Genomic DNA, 25,968 nt, shown 5'->3' on the forward strand with positions numbered 1-25,968 from the left:
TATTATCTGTCCTTTTTTATTTTATTAAAATAGTCCTTGATTGATTTTTCAAATCCCATATCTGTAAGATTAAAAAACACCTTATCTTTTATCTCATCAGGCAGGTATTGTTGTTTAACATAATGATTTTCATAGTCATGAGCATATTTATAGCCCACACCTATTCCTATATCTTTTTCCCCCGTAAAATTTGCGTTTCTGATATGCTTTGGCACTTCAAAATCACTGTTTTCCTTCACAAATCTTAATGCTTCATTTATAGCAAGATATGATGCATTTGACTTAGGTGCACAAGCAATATAATTTGCCGCTTGAGCCAAAATTATCCTTGCCTCAGGCATACCGACTCTTTCAATTGCCAAAAAGGCATTGGTCGCAATGCTTAAAGCATTCGGATCTGCAAGGCCTACATCCTCGGCCGCACATATTATGATTCTTCTGGCTATAAACTTTATATCTTCACCTGCATAGAGCATTTTTGCCAGATAATACATAACCGCATCGGGATCCGAGCCTCTCATACTTTTTATAAATGCCGATATGGTATCATAATGATTTGTTCCGTCCTTATCATACTTCACTATCTTTTTTTGAATACATTCACTTACGATATTTGTATCAATATGAATTTTTCCGTCTTCTGAAATATCTGTTGTAAGAATTGCCAGTTCTAAAGCATTCAATGCACTTCTTGCATCACCGTCCGCGCTTTTAGAAAGGAATTCTACAGCCTCTTTAGAAATTTCTACTTCATACCTTCCCATCCCTCTTTCTTTGTCTTTAATTGCTCTATCTAAAATGGTCTCTATATCCTGATATGAAAGCGGTTTCAATTCCAAAAGTCTTGATCTTGAAATCAAAGCCTTATTTACCTCAAAGAAAGGATTTTCCGTTGTTGCTCCGATTAAAATTACAGTACCGTCTTCTACAAAAGGCAGCAGGTAGTCTTGTTGAGATTTATTAAATCTATGAATTTCATCGATAAATAAAATAGTTTTTTTCTTATACATTGAAAAGGATATTTTAGCTTCAGATATTGCCTCTTCCATCTCTTTTTTTCCGGCCGTAGTGGCATTAATTTGCTTAAAATTTGATTTGGTGGTATTTGCAATGATCTTTGCAATAGTTGTTTTTCCACATCCCGGAGGACCAAAGAATATAATCGAACTCAGTTTATCAGCCTTTATCGCCCTATATAAGAATTTGTCTTTACTCAAAATATGTTCCTGCCCTACTATCGAATCTAAAGAATCGGGTCTTAATCTTGAAGCTAACGGGGCATCCTCTTTTTCATTAACTTCTTTCATATAATCAAATAAGTCCATTTTTTCTCCATGTAGGTTGTTACCACTACTTTACCACATTTTTTCCAAATGTCAAATATCGAGTTATTAATTTATAAAGTAATATGATAGAATATAGTATTATATTTAATTTATTGAGGATAATTTATGGAAAAGAATCGTGAACAGATTTTTTTAAGATGTTGCCTTGGCTATTTTTTCAGCGGCATGGCAACTCTTATCATCGGAGCAACTTTGCCCCATCTTATGAGCGAAATAGGACTTGACTACATAGGTGCAGGCAGTATACTGACTTTCTTTTATATCGGAAATTTTTTCGGAAGTTTCTTATATACCGCACTGTCTGCAAAACTTGGTGATAAATTCAGTATAACACTTATGACCTGTTTGTCATTCCTTAGTTTTGTTATTTTAATAAATACACCTCCCCTGATAATCATTAATATATTAATGCTTATCCTCGGGCTTACAAAGGGATCAATTACACTTTTTAATAATTACTATGTAAATAATATGTATGAAAATCCCGCTCCCAAGGGTGCAATACTTAACGCCATGTTCGCAATAGGTGCGTTTATATCACCTTTCCTGCTGTCATTTATTCTTTATCTGGGATTTAATTGGCGATATATTCTGGGACTAATAGCAATTATTGCAGCTTTGGTCGTAGCCGGATTTTTTACAACCGATAATGAGACTCTTCTTTTTTATAAAAATAATGCCAAAGGCTCGGTTGCAAACGGAACAAATAAAGATACTGAATTTTTTAAAGATAAAAAGTTTTATATAAATACCGTACTTTTATTTTTCTACCTGGGATTTGAATACAGTGTAAACGGATGGTTTATCACTTATCTGAAGGATACAGGTATTATGAGCGTTTCACTTGCAACCACCCTTGTTTCGATTACCTGGATTGCCATTTTGATTTCAAGACTTTTTATAGCAAAAATAAGTCAAAATATATCTCCGAAAAAAATAATGATATTTGACTCACTTGGACTTTTGATAGGGTTTATTATGCTTATCTCAACCAAAAATGTTTTCATTATTGTAATATCATTATTTATTTTAGGACTTTTTATGGCACCGGTATTTCCGCTAAGTTATGCTGTTTCAAAGGAATCACTGCACGGCTCAGCATTTGCAATGACAATGTTTACAGCACTTACAGCAATCGGCGGAATCATAACACCATATATCTTGGGCGTTATTTCCAATACCTTTAATATGAGTACTGCAGTATTTATGCTGATTGTAAATGCAATACTGATATTTATATTATCATGTATAAATTATAAATTTGAAAAATAGACATATAAAAAGGGCATCACAAATGTGACGCCCTAAAATTTTATCTTAATAAATCAAGCCTTATTTGCTGAACCGAAAAGCTCTATCTTCTCTCTTACAGTTGCCTTGATAGCCTCAGCACCCGGAGCTAAAAGCTTTCTCGGGTCAAATCCCTTACCTTCAAGGTCCTTACCTGCTTCAATATACTTTCTTGTAGCATCTGCAAATGAAAGCTGACATTCTGTATTAACATTGATTTTTGATACACCAAGGTTAATTGCCTTTTGAATCATCTCTGCAGGAATACCTGTACCACCGTGAAGAACCAATGGAAGGTTTCCTGTTTTCTCCTGTACCTTTGCCAAAACGTCAAAGTTAAGACCCGGCCAGTTTGCAGGATACTTACCGTGAATATTTCCGATACCTGCTGCAAGGAAATCTACTCCGAGATCTGCAATCATCTTGCACTCATTAGGATCTGCAAACTCACCTGCACCTACAACACCGTCTTCCTCGCCACCGATTGATCCTACCTCGGCCTCAAGTGACATTCCGTTTGCATGTGCCAAAGCTACAAGCTCCTTTGTCTTTTCAATATTTTCTTCGATTGAGAAATGAGAACCGTCAAACATTATTGAAGAAAATCCTGCTTCAATACACTTCTTACATCCCTCATATGAACCGTGGTCAAGGTGAAGTGCTACAGGAACTGTAATTCCCATCTCCTCTATCATTGCCTTTACCATTGCAGCTACTGTCTTATAGCCTGTCATATACTTTCCCGCACCCTCTGAAACTCCAAGGATTACAGGTGAATTCATCTCCTGAGCTACCGACAAAATAGACTTTGTCCACTCTAAGTTGTTGATATTAAAATGTCCTACCGCATAATGTCCGGCTTTTGCCTTATCAAGCATTTCTTTTGCTGATACTAACATATCTACCTCCTGTTGTTGAATAGAATATCTTCTACTTCTTTTTGCATATCTGCACTGTCACATTCTCTTGTATGTCGAATCTTTGCATCTTTTATCTCCAATATTGCCTTCGGAATTTCAGGTGCTCCAATCTCATGCAATTTGTCAATGACTTCAAAATCTCCCATATCCTGCTTTTGTCTAAAGATTGCTTCAAGTACACTGTCAGCAAACTTATATGGACTTGCTGTGGATGCTATGACCGTCTTTGTCATATCCTTTGTGGCGTTTTTATAATCCTCATATACTGAGAATGCCACTCCGGTATGTGTATCTATAATATAACCTGTACTGTCATACAGAGATTTTATACCTTCAAAATTTTTCTTTTCATCAGCAAATCCGGCGATGAAGTCTTTCATAAAATCCTTCATAGCTTCGGTAACTTCATATTTACCGCCTGCCGATAAATCTTTCATAAGCTTTGAAACATACTCTCCGTCACTTCCACAGCTTAAATAAATCAATCTTTCAAGATTGCTTGAAATAAGTATGTCCATAGACGGTGAAGATGTTAAAACAAACTTACGATTTCTATCATAAACCCCATTCTCAAAGAAATCAAATAAAACTTTATTTTCATTTGAAGCACATATGAGTTTATCCACAGGTAATCCCATCTGTTTTCCGATGTATGCCGCAAGTATATTGCCGAAATTCCCTGTAGGAACACATACATTTATCTTTTCGCCTGCAGCTATATCACCACTTTCCAACAGCTTTACATATGCATATACATAGTAAGCTATCTGTGGTACCAGACGTCCTATATTTATAGAGTTTGCACTGGAAAGTTGTATTCCGTTTTCTGAAAGTTTTTTCGCAAACTCTTTATCGGAAAATATCTTTTTTACTCCGCTTTGTGCATCATCAAAATTTCCGTGTATTGCTACTACATCCGTATTGTCACCCTTTTGTGTCACCATTTGCAATCTCTGTACATTGCTGACACCGTCCTTAGGATAGAATACTATAATGCCTGTACCCTCAACATCACAAAATCCCGACATTGCGGCCTTACCGGTATCACCGCTTGTAGCTGTAAGAATAACTATTTTATTCTTTATACCGTTTTTCTTGGCGGCTGTTGTGAGCAGATGAGGCAATATTGAAAGAGCCATATCCTTAAATGCTATAGTATCACCGTGGAAAAGTTCCAGAAAATACGCCCCTCCCGCCTTTACAAGCGGTGCAATCTCTTCCGTATCAAACTTTTCGTCGTATGCTTTTTCTATACAATCCGTCAATTCTTCCTTTGTATAATCACTCAAAAGAAGCTTCATTACCTCATAGGCAACTTCCTGATATCTTTTCCCCTTTAAATCTTCCAAAGAAAAATCGAACTTCGGAAATTTTTCAGGCATAAACAGTCCGCCGTCATCCGCCAATCCTTTAAGAATAGCTTCCGACGCATTTACTCCGGTCTCTTTGCCTCTGGTACTTTTATACTTTATGAATTCCATTCTAAACTCCTATTTCTAGATTGTCTAAACTATAACATATATATTAAAAATAATAAAGTTTATTTTCTGCTTTCTATTCTCGACCTTCCGATTATTCTTGTACCCAGGTCTATATCCTTACAATACTCAATCTTCTCAGAATAATTATTATTGAAATCTATCTGGTTTATACCACGGTTTTTTACACTTGCGGAAGTCATATTGTAGTCAGCCGCAACTTTGGATATATAGAGAAAATATCCCACTATACTTCCCACCAAGGTAAACCAAAAAATATTGCTCTGTAAATTATTTGTAAAATAAAGTATTGCCATGATTATTGCAAATATCGGTAAAACATACATAAGTCCGGACAGATAAAGTTTTCCCATATCAAGAGGCAATTTACCCACTACCTTTCCGGTCTGTCCGTTTACACTGAAGAAAAAGTGCTTATCACTGTCTTTATCATTATACGATATTGCCCAAACCGGCAACATGGCATATTTAAAGCTTCCCTGACCTATGGTGAAATCATTGTTTACCACATTTACACTTTCTCCCGTCATAGAATCTCTTACAACCTTTGCAGAGTATCTATATACATCATCTTCTATCGATGACATAAGGGCTTCTTTTTCTATATCCTTTTTTTCCGCTACAAATCCGCTTAAATATGAAGAATCAAAATCTATCGCACCGTTAAAATCAAAAGGATATACAGACTCTACAAGAACTTTGTTTGACTTGGCAAGTGCAAGCTTCGGGAGATTTTTAATATCCACATCTCCTTTTCTTATAATTCTGAAATGCTTTTCATAAGTCACCCTGTAATTTCCTTCAGTTCTTGAATATGTCCTGCTTCCCTCTCTGTCAAGATCTACAATTACATTTGTGTCATACAGCCAGTATGGGAAATATACTCCGTTTATTTCTTCGATTTCTTTTTTGTCATTGAAAAAACTCTTCGGCACAAATTTCTTTGTCTTCATCCAGTTTTCAAAAGATTCAAGGGCTCTTGTTCTGTCCACCTTAAAAGGTATAACTTTTGTAGGCATCTGTGATTTCTCAAGTTTTCCGGACATCACTATAGGATTTTTACAATAATAGCATGTGGTTGCTACGGTAGTCTCATCCGTTACAATATTTGCGCCGCAACTTGGACAGTGATATTCAAGATACTCACCATTGTCTCCGTCTTCCACCACATCTTCATCTTGAGACATAAGGCTTAAGTTTTTTACCTCTTCCTCCGTATAAACCGTATTACAATATTCACAATTAAACTTCCCAAGTGTCGCAGAATACTTTACCGGACCGCCACAATTTTTACATTTATAAATTACTGTTGCCATGCTTCCTCCAAGTCTTACCATGCGGTTTAATTTTCAATACAGACAATGCCAAAAATACAATTGACAATACCGAATCCAAAAACATATTTATGTAAAACCAATTATTATACCAAAAAAGGCTTACCAATATATCCAAACTGTCTTCTCCCATAATCTTCGATAACAAAAAATCTATGCTGACTAAAGGATTAAACAACAAAACAAACTTACTGAATCTGATAAAAACAATTCCGAAAAATCCGCTCTCATCCGTTACAAATGAATTTGCAGATAAAAAATATAATATCAATGTTCCTATAAACAGCCCTAAAACTCCCGAATACAGGAGAGCTGTTGCAACACTTGTCCTCATAGATATACTTGAGCAAAATATCCCCATTGAAATAATAAGTACTACAAACACAACAAAGTTTATAACAAGTTTTATAATATCGGGAACAGTTATTCCGCCATATAAAAATAAAATTGCCATAATCGGTAATTGTGATATCAGTATAAGCATAATCGAGGAAAATAAACTCAAAAACTTACCGAAGACTATATTTTCTGCGGTCATCTTTGTAGTCAGTAATATTTCAAGTGTTCCTCTTTGTCTCTCATCACTTATTGCACCTGCTATAAAACTTGGTGCCACAAATATAAGTAAAAGCGCAGGAACAAATATAACTATTCTGAATATTTGTAAAAAAGAAGTATAGTCTATAAACGATGTTTTCCTTGCAAAGTCTACAACATCATTCATCTCTATCAGAGTAACTGCCGCCACAATAAAGTTAAATACAAGAATAGCAATTGAGAGTTTCATACTTCTTGTACTTACTCTGTGTTCCCTTTCATAAATCGGATTAATATTCATTGCTAAAAATCACGCTTTCATTTGAATGGTTTGTAACCTTAATAAAATATGATTCCAGACTTCCCGGTTCTCTTATAAATTCACTTACTAAAACATTGTTTCTTATAAGTTCCGCCAACAATCCGGCTTCATCTATCTTTTTACCCTCAAAGTATACCATAAAATAGCTGTTATCTACAGATAAAAATCTGACATTTTTATTATTTTTTAATATTTCAAGTGCTAAATTTTCATTATTTAATACCTTTATTTTTATAGGGTTTGCCCCCTCAACTTTTGCCAGTATTTCTTCAACACTTCCGGATATTATCATCTTTCCGCCTTCTATAATTCCTATGTCCGTACAGATTTCTGAAATCTCCGATAAAATATGTGAGCTTAAAATCACCATTTTACCTGCGGCGTTTAACTCCTGTAAAAGTTCCTTAAGCTCGTATCTGGCTCTCGGATCAAGTCCGCTTGCAGGCTCATCCATAATGATAAGTGCGGGATCATGTATTAATGCTCTTGCTATACAAAGTTTTTGCTGCATTCCTCTTGAAAGCTCGTTCAAATAAAACTCTCTCTTATCAGTCATACCGACCTGCTCCAAAAGAATTTCCGACTTCTTTCTTGCAAGATACCCGGTCAGACCGTATGTAGAAGCAAAGAACATCATATATTCAAATACCGTCATATCATCATAAATTCCAAGCACATCCGGAACGTAACCTACCGTTTCCTTTGAATTTTTCCGATCGTCACATAGATTTATATCATCAAAAAATATACTCCCTTTATCAGGATATATAATTCCCGAAATAATCTTTATAGCGGTTGTCTTACCTGCACCGTTTGGACCGACAAGTCCGTAAAGTGCTCCATCCGGTATTCTTAGGCAAAGATTTGATAATGCCGGATGTCTTCCATATGATTTACTTATATTTTTTATTTCTAACATCTATTTTTCCACACCTAAAACACTTACCATCGGCAAAGCGGTTTCCAAATTCCCGTTTTCTATATTTGAATATCTTACTCTGATAGTATTTGTATCCGACAGATATGTCAATAACTCCAATATAGAGAAATTGTTCTTTGAAATATAATCAAAGTTTCCGGTTTTAAAGTTATACAAAGCAATATTTCCCTTAAAGACCTTCACACTGTCACTGTATCTTGCATCTGAAAATATATCTGATATCTGCTCAAATTTTACTTGTGCGATGTTTATATTTTCCCCCAAGAAATACTCAAGTACCGTAGCTTCATTGCTCTTTAGTGCATTGTCTATATAAGAATAATCTCCGCTAAGCACTATAGGCATCTTTAAAAGCGACTGTCTGTAAAGTTTTCCGTCTTCAATAGAATTTACAGGTATAACAGATGTAAGTAATGTCAGTCCGCTACCCTCCATGGTATTATTAAAAAATATAGGATTTGAGAGCGCCGTATCCGAAAATGCGATAATTCTTGCATCTGCAGTATATCCGTTGGAATTTTCTCCAAGATAAAATGAAAGGAAATTTGAGACATTTAAAAGCTGCATATATTTCTCGGTGTCCATACCGTTCACACTGCCGTTTTGATTTATCGTAGTTTCTCCAACCATTCCTGTAATAATTCTTGAAGTAATATCAAAGTCTGTCAAAGGTATATTTATAAACTGACAATTATCTATCTGCTTTGTCTCTCCCTTATCAAAATCTCCAAGCAGCGCAATTTTCCCATACAGAATAAGGGTGGCATTTTTTACCTTATAATCATAATTATTTGTAATTTCAACACTTAAACTTCCGTTAAAGAAATTTATTTCACCTGTAAATCCTTCGTTGTTCAAATTCTCTATTGTTTTATCCAGCTTCCAGATATTTGAAGCAAATGCACCTACATGATTTAGAGAAATATTTTTTGTGTACTCCTCATTATCAATATTTACAGATGTAGACTTATTTAAAACTCTTCTGTCGTCCACATCCGACCTGTCTCTTATTACCGGTATAACAGAGTAATTTGAATCTATAACCACATTGTAAGGCTTATTATAAGGGTTTCTAAGATTTACATATGTGGATTCCGATACATCCAGATCTCCGGCTTCATAAACCGTAACGTAGTTGTAGAATGTTGTGGTAAACCTTGTCCTGCCGTTATATATAATAATTACCGCAAGTAATAATAAGGACATAAGCACTACTATCTTCCTGTAATATATTGCAAGTCCATAGTCTTTTAAATATATAAAAGAAATAGGTCCTATTAAAAGTACATAAGCAATAAATATCAAGGTATAGACAGTCATAGGCGGCAACTTATTGGTTTCCGACGAATTTAATATAGGCTCAATATTTTGGAATGTATCATCTGACACTTCACTTTGCTTTGAAAAAGTCTCTATCCTCTCATCTCCCAGAACGGTCGAAATAATATATCTTGCAAACTGAGTGTTCTCTGCCGCAAAATCATTTAAATCACAAAAGTCAAAACCTGCAACCGCTATCAATCCTTTTTGCTTATTTACAGAAGTTATAAGAGGAAAATCTCCGTCTGAGAGAAGAACATTTCCTCCATGCATATTTATTGATGTAGTGTAGAGGTCGATACTTTTACTTTCATTGTTAAATGTAAAGTTCAAAGTATTCATCTTCGGAGAATCATATATGTCCTCCAAAAGCTCAGGAGCATATCTTCCGATCGTATCATCAGCTCTTTGACCTGTACCCATTACAAGGACTCCTCCCTGTTTTACCCAATTCATCAATGCTCTGGACTGTTCCGTTGACAAATCTCTTATTCTAAAGTTACTGATTATAATCATATCCAGCTGTTCAAGCCCTGAACTTGACTTCGGAAATGATCCTGCAGCCAAATTTACCGTATTCAAATTTAAAAGGCCGAAATTTATTGCCACATCGTCAAAGTAATCCAGCTTATTTTGACTGTCACTAAGTAAGCCAACCATTATTTTTGAACGGTTGGCTTCCATATTCAAAGATACTTCTTTTTCTATTATTGTTTTTTTATTTTCATCTTTCAGTACAACTACAATTTTATTCACTTCATTGCTGATTCTTACGTAATAATCAGCCAAATAACTCTTCTTTTGCTCAAGATTTACATTGTACTCATAAGCATATTTTTTATTATCCGCCTCATTAAATTCAATAGATACTTTTCCGGTAAAATTATCATTTGTGAAATTTTTATAATATACATGAATAGGGAGGTATCTCCCTCCCTTTGCTATATTCCCGTAACCGTAGCTTATATCTATAGTTATTTCCTTATTTTGTTCAGTTGCAGATAATGTGTTTATAGGAAATTGTACTGCAGACAGTAAAAATAATACCAATGATAATAAAAGTATTTTATTCAGTCCTCTTAAAATTTTCCCTTTCAACATCTAACTCCTTTGGTAATGTTACGCTGAATATTGTTCCGCTCAAATCACTGCTTACATCAATAATTCCATGGTGAAGCTCTGTGATATTTTTTGCTATGGCAAGTCCAAGTCCGGTTCCTCCCGTATTAGAATTTCTGGCCTGATCCACTCTGTAGAATTTGCCGAAAATAAGAGGTAACTCGTTTGCCGGAATAACTTTACCATAGTTAATTACCGCAATCTTTACTATTTTCTTTTCAACAGAAATTTTTATATCTATTCTTTTTCCGTCAGCACCGTATTTGATGGCATTATTAATAAGATTATCAAACAATCTTGCCAATAAAGTACCGTCTCCGTCTATTACACATGAATCCTCATTTGTATTTACACTGCAAGTAATACCTTTATTTTCAAAATTAGGATAAAATTCCTCCATAAGCTGACATAAAAGCTTTATAATATCTATTTTATCTATTTTCAATACAAGTTTTGATGAATTTGTCTTTGTGAAGCTGAAAAGACTCTCAATAAGATCCTGCAGCTTCTTTGACTTTTCATAAACTATTTTCAAATACTCTTTTTTGGTCTCCTCAGACAAATCTCTTTTATTTATCAAATCAAGATATCCGAGTATTGATGTCAACGGAGTTCTAAGATCGTGAGCAATATTTGTAATCATCTCATTTTTTGACTTTTCATTATGTCTCTCACTCTCCATCAAAACTCTGATCTCCTCAGCCATCTTATTAATGCTTGCGGCTATCTCTGAAAACTCGTTATCGCCTTTTACATCAATATTTGTATTCAAATCTCCGGCCGAAATCTTCTTTATTGCCAGAAGTATGTCATCTATATACTCAAATGACTTTCTTTGCAAAATCCAAAACGAAAGTGCAAATACTCCTATGCCGAATACAAGTAAAATCAGAATAACAACCAGGTCGCTTCCGTTACCCCTTATCAAAAGAGTATCATTTTCACGATTTATTATATGCAATCCTGAGAACATCGAAATATTGCTGAGCAAAAGAGTTTCTACCAAAATAGAAATCACCAGACTGAATAGTATGTTAATTATTACTTTAGTCTGAAATTTCTTTTCCAAATCATCTCTCAATTTTATATCCAACACCCCATACAGTAGTTATAATCTTGTTTTCTCTTTCATCTTCATTCATTTTTCCGCGAAGTCTTCTTATATGAACCATTACTGTGTTATTGGCCTCATATACCTTTTCATTCCATACTTTTTCAAAGATTTCATCTGTTGAGAATACTCTTCCGGCATTACTTGCAAGCAAATATAAGATATCGAACTCTATAGGTGTAAGTTTAACTTCTTTTCCCTCTATGACTACCTTATGATTATCTTTGTTTATAGACATTCCCTTAAGTCTTATCTCATTAGGATCGTCCTTTTCCAAAACTGTACTGTTCGGATTAAGCTGAGTATATCTGCGAAGCTGTGATTTAACTCTTGCCGTCAGCTCTAAAGTATTAAAAGGCTTTGTAACATAGTCATCAGCACCTGTTCCAAGTCCAAGTATCTTATCAAGATCCGCACTCTTTGCACTTAGAAGTATTATAGGGAAATTATGTGTTTCTCTTATCCTCTTACACATCTCCAGTCCGTCCATACCGGGCATCATTATGTCAAGTATTGCAAGATGTATATCTTCGTTCTCTATTATCTTCAATCCGTCTTCCGCACTGTTTGCTTTAAAAACTTTATATCCGTCACTGACCAGATAAATTTCAACAAGGTCAGCAATCTCCTTTTCATCATCTACTACTAAAATATTTGTATCCGCCATTATATTCTCCTTTTATTCACTGCTTGTTTCACTTTCACCTTCAATTGCAGCTTCAGTTATATTCTCTTCAGGTTGTGTATCTTCATGTGATTCTTCATGTGACTCATGTTCCTGTGTCTCATCAGGATGCTCACCCTCATTATTTTCATGATGCTCCTCACCTTCACTCTTATGAGGACTTATTCCTATGGCACCGTCCAAATTGGAATCCAGAGTTATATCGGTATTCTCTTTATCGGCTCCCATACCTGTATCCTTGATAATTCTATTGCTTATCTTGTTCAGCATTTCACTCGGGGTATAGCTGTATCCCGGTATCTTACCGTAAAGCATCTCATGAAGAGCTATAACATTTGATTTCAATGTTATCGGAATAACATAATCTCTCTTATGCATTTTCTTTGTATCTTTATCAAAAGGGAATCCTGTTGTTTCACTCAAATGATATTTTGATATATCCTTTGCAAAAGGTATAAGATTATCTATTCCTACATTAGTAGAGGTCTGAGGCAGAACAGCCACCAAAATACTGTACAAAGTAGAGAAATTCGCGTTCTTAGCCTTATCAAAAGCAAGGCTTACAACCTTTCTCTGTCTCTCCGTTCTGTTAAAATCGGTATCCATAAGTCGCAGCCTCGCATATGCTACAGCCTGGACTCCGTCAAGGTGATTCATTCCCGCATGCTCAAGCTCATATGATCCCACGCCTGTAGCCTCTACAGTCTTTGCAATAAATGAATTCATATATTTAAACTCTGCATCCGTTATTTCAAGGTCTACTCCACCGAGTATATTTATGGCGTCAATTACCGCCTTCCAGTTCACCGTTATATAATCCTTTATATCAAGGTCAAGATTTCTGTTTAGAGTCTCCAGCGCCTGCTCAGGTCCGCCTTCTACATAGGCCTGATTGAACTTATGGAATTTTCCGTCCTCATCTATCATTGAATACATATCTCTATAGATTGATATAAGCTGTATATCTCCGCTTTCTCTGTCTACATTGACAATCATATTCACATCACTTAATGCACCCTTTTCCACATTTCCGTCTCTTGAGTCCACACCGAAAACTGCCACGGTATAGTAACCCTTTTGATTTTTAACATAGTGGAATGCAAAATAAGTTCCTCCTCCGACTATTGTAAACAGTAATACCAAAAGGAAAAGCCTTGTCAAAAAACCTCTTTTCTTTTTAGGTTTTTTAACTTTTTCTTTTTCGACTTTTTTCACAGTCCTTGGATTCACATTTTTCGTAACTTTTTTAGTTTTAACGATCTTTTTGGTAACAGGCTTTGTAACCTTCTTTTTAACCACCTTTTTAGGTGTCTCTTCTCTTTGAACGGTCTGAGTTCTGTATACATCATCCCTTCTTACTACAGCTTTTTGACTGCTTTTTGGCAAAGGAATTTTTATTCCGCCGGTTTCCTCATCATCGTTAGTATTACTTTTTATATTTCTTCCGTTCTTTATCTTTGAAGATTTCTTTGAACCTATGATATTTATCTTATCCGGTTTCTTTTCCACTTTTCTTATATTCTGTCCGATTTCTTCAAGTTTCTTATTGTTTTCACTTAATGTTTTAAGCAGTTTTTTATTTTCTTCTTTAAGTTTTTCTTCTTCTCTAATTTTTTTAAGCTTAGCTAAATCTTTTAAGTATTTTTCAAGATCTTCACTGTCAGCTTCACTAAGTTCTCTGTAAAAATCATCATCTCTCATTTTGGAGTAATGCTCCTTTCAAGAAGTACTTCTATATATTCTATCATAGATGAAAACAATATACACTAAGAAAAATAGAATAATAAGTGATATTTCTATAAAAAAGGCGGGCAAAAGCCCACCTTAAAGTATTAAACGCTATCTCTTAATATTTTATTTAGAAAGTGATACTCCTTTTGATTCCGTATCATCTGATGCCATCTCTCTTGCAAGCTTTGCAGCCTCATCTACATAGGAAGATGTTGCTTCTTTAGCCTTTTTCGCATCTTCAAGGCTGTGCCCGCATTTAGTGCAAAAACTTGAAGTTTCAGGACACTCATTGCCGCAACTGTCACATACAACAGTATTTAATTTAACCTCATCCTTTGTTTCATTCACAACTTCCGTATCCTGTGTATTTTCAGGAGTTTTATCCGCTACTACAGCTTCCTTAACATCATCCTTTTTAATACTTACCGTATTGCTTGTTGTATTAACGGGTGCATCTGCAACCTTTACATCATTCTTATTCTTCTTGGATTTATTAAACAAAATCAGAAGAAGTATAGCTATTATCAAAATAAATACAAATGCAACAGCTGCAAAGATAATATATATAGTAAAGTTTGTACGAACGCTCACAAAGAATGGAGAACTGTAATTTGACATCATAACATTCTCACCCTTTACAATGAAGTTATTGCCCTTAAACTTTGCTTCTGCGTTTTCAAAACTTCCTGCCAAGTATAAATCCTTATCTACAGGCTTACCGGCATTTTTAACTATGTATTCATATGAATCAACATTTCCGGATGTGAAAATCTCAGGATTAAAGTCATCCATAAATGAAATTCTCTGCTTTGTTACAAAAAGGCCCTTCTTATCTACGTCCAAGCTGCTGATTGATCCGGTATATCCTGTAGTTTCTTCCCACATCTTGGCATCTTCTTCAATAGTACCGGAAGAAGATATCTTAACTTCAAGATCCTTACCGTTTAAAGACACTTTATCAAGCTTTATCTTGCTGTCAGAAAGAACATTCTTAAGTTTTTCCTCAAGAGACTTTGCATCATCCTCGTTGAAAGACTCACTGAAAACCACGGTAATATCTCTTTTTATCTTACCTGTAGGAGTAATCTCAACGATATGCTTGTATTTGCTTACATTTGGCAAAATATTCACATCCAGCTTTATATCAAAAGTTGAACTGTAACCGCTGTAAAGCAAAGTATTTGCGTCACCGCTTATTGCAGAACGTAAAACTGTAGATGAGTATCCTGTACCGTCTGTTATAGTTCCTTCATAATTATTCTCAGGATTTACATAATAATCAAAGCTTACGGCATTATTGTAATTACTGATATAGTCTTCCAAATTTATATACTCATTAAGAGTATAATTTTTAGAAAACAAATGTCTTTTATCTACAGCATCCGATGTATCGGATGTGGCTTCAGTGCTCTCCTCGGTACTTTCTTTACTCTCAGACTCCACCTGAGTCTCCTCTGAGACTTGAGTATCCTTTGCAACTGAACCGGTCGTACTGTCAAGACTTTTTCCGGTAAACTTTTCAGTCATCTTTTTACAGTCATCTGCACTTAAAGCCTTACCCTCAACAGTGAAAATATGTGAATTATTTGCTTCCGACCATGTTCCTGTTCCGACTTCACCCGATCTTTCAGCCATAAATTTATCTATATCATCTTTAGCCTGATCATAGCTGGTATTCGGAATATCTATAGCAATACTTCTGTCAATACTTCCGTCTTTGTTTATAACTGTATTGAACTCGATACCGTTAATAGGCAAATACTTTGTAGTATTTACATCTATTATGCTCATATTGGCATCTTTTTCATATTCCTCACCTGATATACTAAGGCTGACCTGACTTGTAGAGAATATATAAATCTCATATGAAGATGTAATATATTCATTATTCATCATTCCGTCACGCATCCATTTTAGAAGGTCTTCAGTGCCGAAATTTTCCTGAAATGCAACTCCCTTTGCAAATGCGGTATTTGATCTTAAAAGTGTTACCTTCGGTTCTATGTCGCTTCCGACAGCTTTTAATATATTTCCAACCTTTTTCTCATAGTCATCTTTTGATGAGAAATTTATAGTAAATACAGCAACAATATTTGAATCATCCTGTGTAACGGAAGTGATTTCAATATCTTCAGGACAAAGCGCCTTCAATGTTGCCGCTACGGTTGCAAAATCTTTTTGAACATATGATGTATAGTCCGAATTTGATATTGTATATGTCATAACTCTGCTTCCGGCAAAGGAATCATCAAAATTCATATCTGTTTTAACAACACCGCCACATGCTGTAAGAAGCAAAAATGCCAATATACATATAAGATATTTTAATTTATTTTTCATAATACTCCCTAAATTTTTGCTTGATTTTATCTTCCGAAATAACTGTCAATACCGTCAGCAAGTCCCTTTGACAGTTTTTTCAGTTCATCTTTTCCGTGATCCGATGTTTTATCTCCCAATTCAATATCAATCGACGGAACAGTTGAATAAGATGTCTGTGTAAGATCCATCTCCATTCTTCCCTTACTGAAAATCTTTGTTCCGTTTGAAGACAATCCGTTTATCAAAGACTTACCGAGGGCTTCATGCTTTTTCCAGTTTGAAGCTACAGGTTCCATACTTCTGTATGAGTCCACTTCAGGAACACCCATATAAAACGCCCCTTTATCTGCATTTGTGGAATCCCAATGCAATGCTATATGCGCAGAGGCAACATTATTTGCTATTACCGTTCTTGCAATATTGTCAAGCTGAACATCACTGCCGTCACGAATCATCAACACATTATATCCTCTGGATAAAAGCTCGTCTTTCAGTATCTTTGCCATCTCAAATGTTACGGTACTTTCAGGTGTGCCGTCTGCGAATGTCATACCCTCGGAAACGGCAATAGCTGTGGTGGCTCCGGCTTTTGTGGTACCGCTTGTTACCTTTGGGGTTCCGTCAGGATGACATTGTGTTTTTTGTGAAGAGCCTCCCTTTGTACCATGTCCGGCATTTACGGCTATAGTGATGCCGTTACCGTTTTCACTCGGCTTATAGAGCACGCTTTTACCTGAATTTATTTTTGAAAATGATGCATACTGCCAACTTGGATCAAGTCCTATTTCTCCAGCTTCTTTTACCTCAGACTTTTGTGCTTTAGTTTCAGCTTGAGCTTCCTTGACTGTTGTAGTTTCTTCTACAGCGGAGGTCTCCGACACGGTAGTATTTGAGGCAGCTGTCGAAGTAACTTCAGTACTGCTCTCAGGCTCTTTAGAGCTCTGTGCAGTTGTTGAATCCTTGTTGCTCCTTGTCACCTTTCTTACGACATCTGTCTGCACTACCTTTCCGTCCGCACTGCTTTCCACACTTACAGCGGATGAAGTTTCAACCGTATTCTTAGTACTTGAATTATTACCGCCACACGCCGTCAAAACTCCTGCTATAAGCATAGCCTGACAAATAAACTTTAATCTCATAATAAACCTTTTATCTTTGCAAATGTTTTAATAAGTTCTACACTTCCTTCAAGTCCGAGTGTTGAACTGTTTACAGTCAAATCATAACTTCTTGAGTCTGCCCATCTCTTACTTGAGTAATAGTTATAATAGCTTGACCTCTTCTTGTCTGTCTTTACCATAATATCCTTTGCTTTATTGGCTTCAATATTGTTGGTTTCCATAATTCTCTTAATCTTGTCCTCATCATTTCCTGTAATAAATACTGAAAATGCATTCGGATCGTCAGCCAAAGCATAATCTGCGCATCTTCCGACTATAATGCATGACTCCTCGGATGCAAGCTTTTTAATAGTGTCAAACTGTGCCAAAAAAATCTTATGATTTATAGGCATATCCATATAGGATGAAGATGTATATCCTAAAGAATAAGTATCCATCACAAGAGAGTATAAAAATGAACTTGTCGGCTTCTCATCATGAGTCTCAAACAACTCTGCAGCCAGTCCGCTCTCTTTAGCAGCCCTGTTGAGTATTTCTTTATCATAGCATTTTATACCCAATTGCTCAGCCAGCATCTGACCGATCCTTCTTCCACCGCTTCCGCACTGTCTACCTATGGTAATAACCAATCTATTGTCCATACCTACCTCCTAAATAATCAATTTCCGTCTACATATTTTTCACAATACTAAAAATGTAAACACAGATAATTTATATGTATTATTATATAACAAAAAAAGCAGAATGTATATATATCTGTCTTTCAATTGTCACTTTTTAGCTAATGTTTATGCTGTTTTATATTTAATTCTTTCTAAATTTTCTTAATATTTCATTAAAGTAATCCGGAACAGGCGCTTCAAATTCCATATATTCATTTGTTCGAGGATGTATAAAACCAAGTACCATTGCATGAAGGCATTGTCCCTCCAGCTTCATATTTTCTTTTTTTCCGGAATACACTTCATCACCAAGCAGAGGATGATGTATATATGACATATGTACTCTTATCTGATGAGTTCTTCCGGTTTCAAGTACACATTCAATATATGTATAGTTATTCAATCTTTCAAGGACTTTATAATGAGTCACCGCTCTCTTTCCGTCTTTGTCCACAGCCATCTTCATCCTGTCATTTTTCGATCTGGCTATCGGAGCGTCCACAGTCCCCTCATCATCTTTAATATTGCCTGTAACTATAGCAACATATTTTCTGGTAATACTGTGTTCGGCCAATTGTTTTGCAATATGCTGATGTGCATTATCATTTTTACATGCAATTATTATACCTGTGGTATCCATATCTATCCTATGCACTATTCCGGGTCTTAGCACTCCGTTTATTCCTGAGAGATTATCCTTGCAATGATATAAAAGAGCATTTACCAAAGTTCCACTGTAATGCCCTGCAGCCGGATGTACAACCATACCCTTCGGCTTATTTATAAGTATTACATCGTCATCTTCATATACTATATCAAGCGGTATATTTTCAGGGAGAATTTCAAGCGGCTCGGGCTTGGGTATGGCAAGATCTACAATATCACCGTCTCTAAGCCTGTAATTTGCCTTTACGGCTTTTTTGTTTACACAAGCCTTACCCTTCTTGATTAAATCCTGAATATACGATCTTGAAAAACTCTCAAGATTCATCGCAAGAAATACATCTATTCTTCTGTTAATATCAGATTCTTCCACTTTTATTTCAAAGTTATCCATTTATCTCCAAACTAAAATTATTTTTTATAAAATTCCAATTCGTTTTCTTTATATACAAATACGAGGCAAAGAAAAAGTACAAATGTACCCACTGTTACGCAGATATCCGCAAAATTAAATATAGGGAAATTAATAGGTTTAAAATAAATAAAGTCGACCACATAACTTCTTATTATTCTGTCAATAAAATTACCGATTGCACCTGCAAAAATCAAGTCTCCACAAAACAGCAAAGGATAATAACGCTTATCTGAAGGCAACTTAAAAAGCAGATAGATTATACCCAGTAAAACCGCTACGGTAATTATATAAAAGAAAATATGCATTCCCTGCAATATACCGAAAGCCGCACCGGAGTTTTCCGAATACCAGAAATACAATACATTATCTATAAGAGGATAAGCAGGAGCATCTTTTAATTTCATCATAACTTCATATTTACTCCACTGGTCAACTCCCACCAATATTGCAACCATAATAAAAAATGATGCAAACTTATAAACTATATTTCTTTGCATATGCTCTTCAACGCCTCCACCATATCTTCTTTATTAACACTTCTGTCTATATATGCATCTCCTATTTTATTTAATAGAATAAACTTTATTTGTCCGGCTTCCATCTTTTTATCATTAAATGTAGCTTCAAAAACTTTATCTACATCTATATCCGTTCCGGTTTCAAGCGAATAAATTTCCATCAAATCACTAAGAAACTTTCTGTCATCTACACCGAGTTTATTCTTTTTTATACAGATATCAAAAGCAGCAAGCATTCCAAGCCCCACACATGCTCCATGTGAAAGGCTGAAGTTCTTTTCTTTTTCAATAGCGTGACCCAAAGTATGTCCGAAGTTTAATATAGCTCTTTGACCTTTTTCATAAGGGTCGTTTTCCACAACCTCTTTTTTAATCTTCTGACTTGTAAGTACCATATCGGCCAAGGCTTTTATATCACCCGACAATATTTTTTTATGATTTTCAAAAAGACTGTAATAATAATCTTTGTCAAATATCAAACCATGTTTTATAACTTCGCCCATACCTGAAGAAAATTCCGCTTCAGGCAAAGTATTTAAAGTATTTATATTTACGTATACAAGCTTCGGCATATAAAACGCTCCAACCATGTTTTTGAAATGCTTGAAGTCAACTCCGGTTTTACCTCCGATACTTGAATCCACCTGCGAAACTAAAGTTGTCGGAATTTGCACAAAATCAATTCCTCTAAGGTATGTGGCTGCAGCAAATCCGCAGATATCACCTACCACACCTCCACCCAGAGCAAGTAAGATATCTTTTCTGTCAAACTTATTAAAAATCAAAGTATCATATATTCCTGAAACAGTTTCAAGATGTTTATTCTGTTCTCCGGCTTCGAATATATGCGTAAATACTTTTAGTCCGTCAAGTTCTTCTTTTACCTTATCAAGATATATTTCAGCCACATTTGAGTCTGTGACAATACAAATTTTTCTGTTTTCTATATCAAATTTACTTAATTCATTTTTTAAGTCAGAAAAGTCATCATAAATAACAATGTCATAACATGGCTTATTTTCAAATTTAACTTCTAATCTGTTTAAATACATTTGTTAATCCTTATTTAAAAATTTCCGTTTCCGCAAACAGTCTGCCTTTTTTGGATAAAGCACTTATGCCCAAAAATTTTGCTCTACCAAGCCCTCGTACCGTTATAATATCCCCTGATTTTATTTTTGATGAATGTGAAAAACATTGTCTTGAATTTATAAACACCTTACCGGCATCAATATACAAATTAACCTTACTTCGTGAAATATTGTATATCGAACCTATTATTGAGTCCAATCTCTCGGAAGGAATATTTATCTTTTTATATTCCACTCTGTTTACCGCCTTCAATTCATCCGCACTTTCTCTCTCCAATACGACTTTTGTGCGTTTAACCGTAGTAAGCTCGCTTATTATAGTTTCCGACATACTCTTAAACGTAATTATATGTGCTGTATTGTCTACTATACATATATCACCCACCATATGCCTTTCAATGCCCAGATTCATCAATGCACCCAAAAAGTCACGATGAGTAAGATCGTCTGCAAACTTTTTATTAACAGGAGAAATCTTAATATATTCCAGCATATCAAATTCAGGAATATTATCACAATAAAAGCAGACAATTTTTCTTTCCGCTTCAGAATAACCGCCAAACATAACATATCTTATATTCGGGAGATCCTTCTGAATTGTTTCAAAAATTGTCTGCTCATTTAAATTCAAGAACATGGAATACATAACAATGTTCTTAAAATATGCGTTTCTTGCTAAATCTAAAAACTTATTTCTTAGAAATAGTTCTTCTTTTTCCAAAATTATAACCTCATACCATATCCTGAAGCGTCTGCACTGCTGCGTTCTATACTTCCTGAGCCACCAAGTAAATCGACAAACTCACCTGACAAGCTTATATTTGAAGGTGTAACGATAAAAATACTGTCAGAGATGCTCTGAAGATTTCCTTCCATATCGTAAGCAGCACCGCAAATAAAATCTACTATTCTCTGTGCAACAGCAATTCTTACATCTTCAAGGTTAAGAACAACCGTCTTACCTTCTTTAAGGCTGTCAACCACATTTCTTGACTCTTCTACAGATGTAGGTCTGAACATAGTAACTTCCATATCTTTTCTGATAGGAATAACTTTGTTAACCTTAGTATTTCTGCTCGCAACTTTAGGCCTCATAGGCTCTTCTTCTTCTACCTGCTCGCTTGCGTTTTTGATGTCTGTATCATCTTCATCATCTTCATACTCATCGACTTCGATAATATCATCATCATAAGATTCATCATCGCTATCATTCACTCGTAAATACCTTTTGATCTTATCAAAAAATTCCATCTTCACGTGTTCTCTCCAATCTTTTTTATCTTTTCCCAAATATTCCTGTACCAACTCTTACCAAATTTGCACCCTCTTCAAGCGCTACAGTATAATCGCCAGACATTCCCATTGATAAAAATTCTACTTCTATATTATCATAGTTTTTCTCAATTATGTCAACAGATATTTTCTTTATTTTCTTGAAATTTTTTCTATTTTCCTCCGATTTTTCTACATTTGGGGCAATTGTCATCAATCCTTTGATATGTAAGTTCTTATATCTTGCAAATATCGGTAATATCTCATCGAGTTCTTCTTCCAGGAAACCGTATTTTGAAGCCTCTTTTGCGATATTGATTTCAAGTAATCCGTCAACATGAATGCCTTTTTTTCTTGCCTCCGTATCTATAGTGTCGGCAAGTCTTATACTGTCTATAGAATGTATCAGTACGGTATTACCTAAAAGTTGTCTGACTTTATTTGTCTGAAGATGTCCGATCATATGCCATCTGATATCTTTTGGCAGTTCCTCTTTTTTTCTTAAAAGCTCCTGCACCTTATTTTCTCCGAAATCTCTTACTCCGCTTTCATAAGCTTCCATAATAAGTTCATTCGGTTTTGTTTTGCTTACAGCAATAAGAGTTACATCATTTATATTTCTGCCGCTTTTTTCACAGGCGATTTTCATATCGTCTATAACATTTTGTAAGTTTTCCTTAACCATAGTTTCTCCTATTGATAAATAAATTCTCCTTCTTTAAAACCGTCAGGATTCAATAAAATATGATCATATACCTTTAAACCGTATTTTGTACCCTTATCTACAATATAGAATTCCTTATTCGATCCAAGTATATCTATATTCTTAAATACTGTATACCCTTTATTTATATTGTATACCCCCAACAATTTTTCCTTATTCGAAACCTCAAAGATATCATTTGAATCAGGTTTTATCAATTTATCACCGGATACTATATCTTTATTTTCTGTACTGATATAGCAATTTGCATCCGTAATCTTGATTATATCTTCCGGCACAAAAACCGTTGAAGTCGTACCGTCTTTATCCACCTGCTTATAAAATCCGTCGCTTACACCGTCTCCACCCTTTGCCATATATTCAACAGGTATAGTATAGAAGTCTTTTTCAAGCACACATTTGGACGGAATCTTTAAGCCGTTTACAACTGATGACTGTATATCAAACTCCGCATATCTGTTTGAAATAAATTGTACCATATATTTATCAAATGTCAATTTTCCCAGACTATATCCGTCTTTTGTTTCTACAACAGAGTAATCTCCTGTAAGTGTCAGACCATTTGATTTAAATTTTACAGTCAAAGTTTTCTTTTCAGTATATAGCTCTTCCTCACCTTTTTCAAATTCAAAATATATACTCCATGATTCACTGTTTACAATCCTATAAACCTTTGTTTCCGCCTCTATAAGCTGTTCATTCTTTATATAGCTTATAGGATGTTTTGATGTATCAAAATCACTTTTTGTAAGATCTTCCTCTTTTTTCTCGGCAATATCATCTATAGCATACGATATTTCTCCGGAATAAGGTGAGGTAATCACATTAAGACTCAAACCGTTTTCATTTGAAATATTATCAATATTTTCTATGTTTATTAAATTCGAATATTCACTTGCGGCATTGTCCAATAAGTATTTTGTATCATAGACATACTCAAAATCAGAATCCGAATAGTTCGAAGCGAAATTTGAAAGCTTCTTTTTCATTTCAATAACACTCGAATCCGATATGGTATCTTCTTTTCCTGCCGAAGCCTCCATAAGTTTCTTTAAATCTCCGGTAGCATCAAGAGAGTATACTCTGCTTCCTACAGCCGCCCTTTTACCGTCTCTCATATATATATTTATATATCCTCCATCCGGTGAAACTTGAACACTCTCATCTCTTAGTATAAGTCCGGTGTGCGTCTTATTCTCGGACATGCTTCCCTCAACCACTTCATTATATCTTATCTGTTTTCTTGTAGCTCCTTTGAAGGAACTGAATATTATATAAATCAGCAAGGACAGGAATATTATAACACCCACATTAAAAGTTCTTTTTTTTCTATAGGGAATAATTTTTTTAGAATCAGCCAATTTTATTCTCCTTAAAAAAGCAAGCAATCATTGCCTGCATAAATACAATTCTCTACATTATACTGCACAGTAGTATTTTTTTCAATTAAATTTAAAAAGGCAGACCTCAAAATCGAGTCTGCCTTTATCTATTAAATCAGATAATTCACGTACAAAATTATATGATATTTTCTTTATTATAATGCTACAGAAACATTCTTCTTTGCATTTTCAGGTAGATTTGATGCATCCGTTGAAACACTTAAAACGAATGTAATTCCATATTTCTCTCCCAATGTCTCTATACGATCGATTGTTGAAGTAATGTCTGCTCCTTCAAGTACTGCCAGTTTTAAAAAGCTGTCCAGGAATATAGCTTCAATATCATGATCGGATGAAATGAGTCCTGCCAGGAATCCTACAAAACCGTCTGCTGACATGATAGGAAATTCACTAACATTAATAAGTCTTATCTTGTTATTAAGTTCATACATATGCTTAGAACTCTTGTCAAGATAAATGACTGAGCCGTTTGCCTTTGAAACAGTTTCATTGGCTCTTTCAAGTAAAATCTTTGTTTTTCCCTTACCCTTCTCTCCTGCAATAATAGAAACCATGGTAACGTCCTCCTTAAACTTACTGTTATCAAATATAAAATAATATAATGATATTATAAAATATTAATAGGAATAGTGCAATGCTATTTATTGATTTTTGAAAGAAGTTTAGACATATTGTCGTACAAGTCCGCTCTGTTTTTTGACTTCAATACAACAGAAATATATCTTTTTCCCTCAGCATTCTCACTGCAAATCACAAGACAACTACCTGCCGCCAAAGTAGTTCCGGTTTTTCCGGCATCTACCACTATACCTCTCGGTGCGGCCGCTTGACCTGTTATATATCTGTTTCCGTTTTTCCAACTTTTTGTAATCTGAGTTCCGTCAGCTGCCGTATATGATACATTATAAGACGGAGCCCCCGCATAATTTATAAATCTGCTGTCTTTCATAGCTTCATTAAATATTAAATAAAGATCATATGCCGTTGTATAATGATTGCTGTCGGAAAGACCGCTGGGATTAACAAAATTGGTATCCACAGCTCCAATTCTCTTTGCCTCATCATTCATCATCTTTACAAAATTATCTACACTGCCTCCGATATGTACTGCGATGGCATTTGCCGCATCATTTCCCGAAGGCAACATGAGTCCGTATAGAAGTTGATCAAGTGTCAACTTATCTCCGGGCTTAATTCCTGCCAGACTTGCTCCGGCCTCAGTTATAACACTGTCGTCAGTCACAGTTACCTCATCTGAAAGATTTCCGTATTTAAGCGCCAGCAATGCTGTCATAACTTTGGTTGTACTTGCAGGATACATCTGTTTTGTAGCGTCTTTCGATGCCAAAAGACTCCCCTCACCTCCTGCCAATATGACACTTTCCGAAGAAATATCATCTACGTCAACATTGTCCTCAACGGGCAATGCAAGATTTGCCGCAAGCGGTGAAATTTTTGTGTCAATATCAAGACTTGAAAGTCTCCCGGAGAAGTCGTACTCGGTCATCATAAACTGATAATAGTATGCTCCTCCAAGAAAAAGCGCTATCACTATAATAATAGGAATAATTAAGTATATTTTATTTACCGGCTTTTTTCCTCTTTTGGTATAATCCGCCATCA

At 35.2% G+C, this 25,968-nt stretch carries 23 protein-coding genes; 1 reads left to right on the forward strand and 22 read right to left on the reverse strand.

The features are described 5' to 3' along the window. Nucleotides 1-2: 2 nt before the first annotated feature. On the reverse strand, nt 3-1,325 hold the full coding sequence (locus tag HMPREF1140_RS03090) for a replication-associated recombination protein A (RefSeq protein ID WP_007591657.1): 1,323 nt from the start codon (nt 1,323-1,325) through the stop codon (nt 3-5). 126 nt (nt 1,326-1,451) lie between these two features. On the opposite strand from HMPREF1140_RS03090, the gene HMPREF1140_RS03095 reads away from it, so the two are divergent. Beyond that, nucleotides 1,452-2,618: an MFS transporter gene (locus tag HMPREF1140_RS03095; RefSeq protein WP_009662647.1), complete on the forward strand. Its 1,167-nt coding sequence runs from the start codon at nt 1,452-1,454 to the stop codon at nt 2,616-2,618. A 53-nt stretch (nt 2,619-2,671) separates the two neighbouring features. Here the strand turns inward: HMPREF1140_RS03095 and fba are convergent, their stop codons facing one another. The 21 genes from fba to HMPREF1140_RS03200 form a co-directional block, all read right to left on the reverse strand. After that, entirely contained in the window at nt 2,672-3,535 is an 864-nt protein-coding gene (gene fba / locus HMPREF1140_RS03100) for a class II fructose-1,6-bisphosphate aldolase (protein WP_009662420.1), read from the reverse strand. 2 nt (nt 3,536-3,537) lie between these two features. Next, entirely contained in the window at nt 3,538-5,037 is a 1,500-nt protein-coding gene (gene thrC, locus HMPREF1140_RS03105; protein WP_009662476.1) for a threonine synthase, read from the reverse strand. Nucleotides 5,038-5,096: 59 nt separating this feature from the next. After that, nucleotides 5,097-6,371, reverse strand: coding sequence for a zinc ribbon domain-containing protein (locus HMPREF1140_RS03110; protein WP_009662405.1), 1,275 nt, complete (start codon nt 6,369-6,371; stop codon nt 5,097-5,099). Beyond that, nucleotides 6,352-7,227, reverse strand: a complete 876-nt coding sequence (locus tag HMPREF1140_RS03115) for an ABC transporter permease (RefSeq protein WP_009662673.1) — start codon at nt 7,225-7,227, stop codon at nt 6,352-6,354. The genes HMPREF1140_RS03110 and HMPREF1140_RS03115 overlap by 20 nt, the downstream gene beginning before the upstream one ends. Then, complete coding sequence (locus HMPREF1140_RS03120; RefSeq protein WP_009662521.1) at nt 7,217-8,167, reverse strand: ABC transporter ATP-binding protein; 951 nt, start codon at nt 8,165-8,167, stop codon at nt 7,217-7,219. The genes HMPREF1140_RS03115 and HMPREF1140_RS03120 overlap by 11 nt, the downstream gene beginning before the upstream one ends. Further along, the gene (locus HMPREF1140_RS03125; protein ID WP_035619799.1) at nt 8,168-10,609 is read right to left on the reverse strand and encodes a hypothetical protein; all 2,442 of its coding nucleotides are present in this window, start codon (nt 10,607-10,609) and stop codon (nt 8,168-8,170) included. Next, a complete protein-coding gene (locus tag HMPREF1140_RS03130; protein WP_035619860.1) occupies nt 10,575-11,708 on the reverse strand; it encodes a sensor histidine kinase in 1,134 nt (377 codons plus the stop codon). Before HMPREF1140_RS03130 ends, HMPREF1140_RS03125 begins: the two co-directional genes overlap by 35 nt. Continuing rightward, nucleotides 11,698-12,405, reverse strand: a complete 708-nt coding sequence (locus HMPREF1140_RS03135) for a response regulator transcription factor (RefSeq protein WP_007591633.1) — start codon at nt 12,403-12,405, stop codon at nt 11,698-11,700. The genes HMPREF1140_RS03130 and HMPREF1140_RS03135 overlap by 11 nt, the downstream gene beginning before the upstream one ends. A 12-nt stretch (nt 12,406-12,417) precedes the next feature. Then, entirely contained in the window at nt 12,418-14,124 is a 1,707-nt protein-coding gene (locus tag HMPREF1140_RS03140) for an LCP family protein (RefSeq protein WP_009662487.1), read from the reverse strand. 153 nt (nt 14,125-14,277) lie between these two features. Further along, on the reverse strand, nt 14,278-16,494 hold the full coding sequence (locus tag HMPREF1140_RS13680; RefSeq protein ID WP_009662414.1) for a zinc ribbon domain-containing protein: 2,217 nt from the start codon (nt 16,492-16,494) through the stop codon (nt 14,278-14,280). A 26-nt stretch (nt 16,495-16,520) separates the two neighbouring features. Beyond that, nucleotides 16,521-17,615 carry an N-acetylmuramoyl-L-alanine amidase family protein gene (locus HMPREF1140_RS03150; RefSeq protein ID WP_009662655.1) on the reverse strand — a complete coding sequence of 365 codons (1,095 nt, stop codon included), beginning with the start codon at nt 17,613-17,615 and terminating at the stop codon, nt 16,521-16,523. Beyond that, complete coding sequence (locus tag HMPREF1140_RS03155; RefSeq protein WP_007591627.1) at nt 17,612-18,238, reverse strand: AAA family ATPase; 627 nt, start codon at nt 18,236-18,238, stop codon at nt 17,612-17,614. Before HMPREF1140_RS03155 ends, HMPREF1140_RS03150 begins: the two co-directional genes overlap by 4 nt. Before the next feature lie 163 nt (nt 18,239-18,401). After that, the gene (locus tag HMPREF1140_RS03160) at nt 18,402-19,316 is read right to left on the reverse strand and encodes an RluA family pseudouridine synthase (protein WP_009662548.1); all 915 of its coding nucleotides are present in this window, start codon (nt 19,314-19,316) and stop codon (nt 18,402-18,404) included. A 17-nt stretch (nt 19,317-19,333) separates the two neighbouring features. Then, nucleotides 19,334-19,834: a signal peptidase II gene (lspA, locus tag HMPREF1140_RS03165; protein WP_009662577.1), complete on the reverse strand. Its 501-nt coding sequence runs from the start codon at nt 19,832-19,834 to the stop codon at nt 19,334-19,336. After that, nucleotides 19,819-20,907 carry a 3-dehydroquinate synthase gene (gene aroB, locus HMPREF1140_RS03170; RefSeq protein WP_009662640.1) on the reverse strand — a complete coding sequence of 363 codons (1,089 nt, stop codon included), beginning with the start codon at nt 20,905-20,907 and terminating at the stop codon, nt 19,819-19,821. The genes lspA and aroB overlap by 16 nt, the downstream gene beginning before the upstream one ends. Before the next feature lie 10 nt (nt 20,908-20,917). Then, nucleotides 20,918-21,667 (reverse strand): YlmH family RNA-binding protein, encoded by a 750-nt coding sequence (locus HMPREF1140_RS03175; RefSeq protein WP_009662681.1) that lies wholly within the window; start codon nt 21,665-21,667, stop codon nt 20,918-20,920. A gap of 2 nt (nt 21,668-21,669) precedes the next feature. After that, nucleotides 21,670-22,197 carry a cell division protein SepF gene (locus HMPREF1140_RS03180; RefSeq protein WP_035619863.1) on the reverse strand — a complete coding sequence of 176 codons (528 nt, stop codon included), beginning with the start codon at nt 22,195-22,197 and terminating at the stop codon, nt 21,670-21,672. A gap of 25 nt (nt 22,198-22,222) precedes the next feature. Further along, the gene (locus tag HMPREF1140_RS03185) at nt 22,223-22,903 is read right to left on the reverse strand and encodes a YggS family pyridoxal phosphate-dependent enzyme (RefSeq protein ID WP_009662458.1); all 681 of its coding nucleotides are present in this window, start codon (nt 22,901-22,903) and stop codon (nt 22,223-22,225) included. A gap of 8 nt (nt 22,904-22,911) precedes the next feature. Then, nucleotides 22,912-24,303 carry an HlyD family efflux transporter periplasmic adaptor subunit gene (locus tag HMPREF1140_RS03190; RefSeq protein ID WP_009662505.1) on the reverse strand — a complete coding sequence of 464 codons (1,392 nt, stop codon included), beginning with the start codon at nt 24,301-24,303 and terminating at the stop codon, nt 22,912-22,914. 176 nt (nt 24,304-24,479) lie between these two features. Continuing rightward, nucleotides 24,480-24,899, reverse strand: coding sequence for a hypothetical protein (locus HMPREF1140_RS03195; protein WP_009662563.1), 420 nt, complete (start codon nt 24,897-24,899; stop codon nt 24,480-24,482). An 83-nt stretch (nt 24,900-24,982) separates the two neighbouring features. Then, nucleotides 24,983-25,966, reverse strand: coding sequence for a D-alanyl-D-alanine carboxypeptidase family protein (locus HMPREF1140_RS03200; protein ID WP_009662631.1), 984 nt, complete (start codon nt 25,964-25,966; stop codon nt 24,983-24,985). Nucleotides 25,967-25,968 lie beyond the last annotated feature (2 nt).

Origin of the sequence: Lachnoanaerobaculum sp. ICM7, from assembly GCF_000287675.1 — a bacterium.
GTDB lineage: Bacteria > Bacillota > Clostridia > Lachnospirales > Lachnospiraceae > Lachnoanaerobaculum.

Bases quoted from the DNA above. Each gene is read 5' to 3' on its own strand.
- HMPREF1140_RS03090 (WP_007591657.1), bottom strand. From the start codon at position 1,325: ATGGACTTATTTGATTATATGAAAGAAGTTAATGAAAAAGAGGATGCC.
- HMPREF1140_RS03095 (WP_009662647.1), top strand. From the start codon at position 1,452: ATGGAAAAGAATCGTGAACAGATTTTTTTAAGATGTTGCCTTGGCTAT.
- fba (WP_009662420.1), bottom strand. From the start codon at position 3,535: ATGTTAGTATCAGCAAAAGAAATGCTTGATAAGGCAAAAGCCGGACAT.
- thrC (WP_009662476.1), bottom strand. From the start codon at position 5,037: ATGGAATTCATAAAGTATAAAAGTACCAGAGGCAAAGAGACCGGAGTA.
- HMPREF1140_RS03110 (WP_009662405.1), bottom strand. From the start codon at position 6,371: ATGGCAACAGTAATTTATAAATGTAAAAATTGTGGCGGTCCGGTAAAG.
- HMPREF1140_RS03115 (WP_009662673.1), bottom strand. From the start codon at position 7,227: ATGAATATTAATCCGATTTATGAAAGGGAACACAGAGTAAGTACAAGA.
- HMPREF1140_RS03120 (WP_009662521.1), bottom strand. From the start codon at position 8,167: ATGTTAGAAATAAAAAATATAAGTAAATCATATGGAAGACATCCGGCA.
- HMPREF1140_RS03125 (WP_035619799.1), bottom strand. From the start codon at position 10,609: ATGTTGAAAGGGAAAATTTTAAGAGGACTGAATAAAATACTTTTATTA.
- HMPREF1140_RS03135 (WP_007591633.1), bottom strand. From the start codon at position 12,405: ATGGCGGATACAAATATTTTAGTAGTAGATGATGAAAAGGAGATTGCT.
- HMPREF1140_RS03140 (WP_009662487.1), bottom strand. From the start codon at position 14,124: ATGAGAGATGATGATTTTTACAGAGAACTTAGTGAAGCTGACAGTGAA.
- HMPREF1140_RS13680 (WP_009662414.1), bottom strand. From the start codon at position 16,494: ATGAAAAATAAATTAAAATATCTTATATGTATATTGGCATTTTTGCTT.
- HMPREF1140_RS03150 (WP_009662655.1), bottom strand. From the start codon at position 17,615: ATGAGATTAAAGTTTATTTGTCAGGCTATGCTTATAGCAGGAGTTTTG.
- HMPREF1140_RS03155 (WP_007591627.1), bottom strand. From the start codon at position 18,238: ATGGACAATAGATTGGTTATTACCATAGGTAGACAGTGCGGAAGCGGT.
- HMPREF1140_RS03160 (WP_009662548.1), bottom strand. From the start codon at position 19,316: ATGGATAACTTTGAAATAAAAGTGGAAGAATCTGATATTAACAGAAGA.
- lspA (WP_009662577.1), bottom strand. From the start codon at position 19,834: ATGCAAAGAAATATAGTTTATAAGTTTGCATCATTTTTTATTATGGTT.
- aroB (WP_009662640.1), bottom strand. From the start codon at position 20,907: ATGTATTTAAACAGATTAGAAGTTAAATTTGAAAATAAGCCATGTTAT.
- HMPREF1140_RS03180 (WP_035619863.1), bottom strand. From the start codon at position 22,197: ATGGAATTTTTTGATAAGATCAAAAGGTATTTACGAGTGAATGATAGC.
- HMPREF1140_RS03185 (WP_009662458.1), bottom strand. From the start codon at position 22,903: ATGGTTAAGGAAAACTTACAAAATGTTATAGACGATATGAAAATCGCC.
- HMPREF1140_RS03195 (WP_009662563.1), bottom strand. From the start codon at position 24,899: ATGGTTTCTATTATTGCAGGAGAGAAGGGTAAGGGAAAAACAAAGATT.
- HMPREF1140_RS03200 (WP_009662631.1), bottom strand. From the start codon at position 25,966: ATGGCGGATTATACCAAAAGAGGAAAAAAGCCGGTAAATAAAATATAC.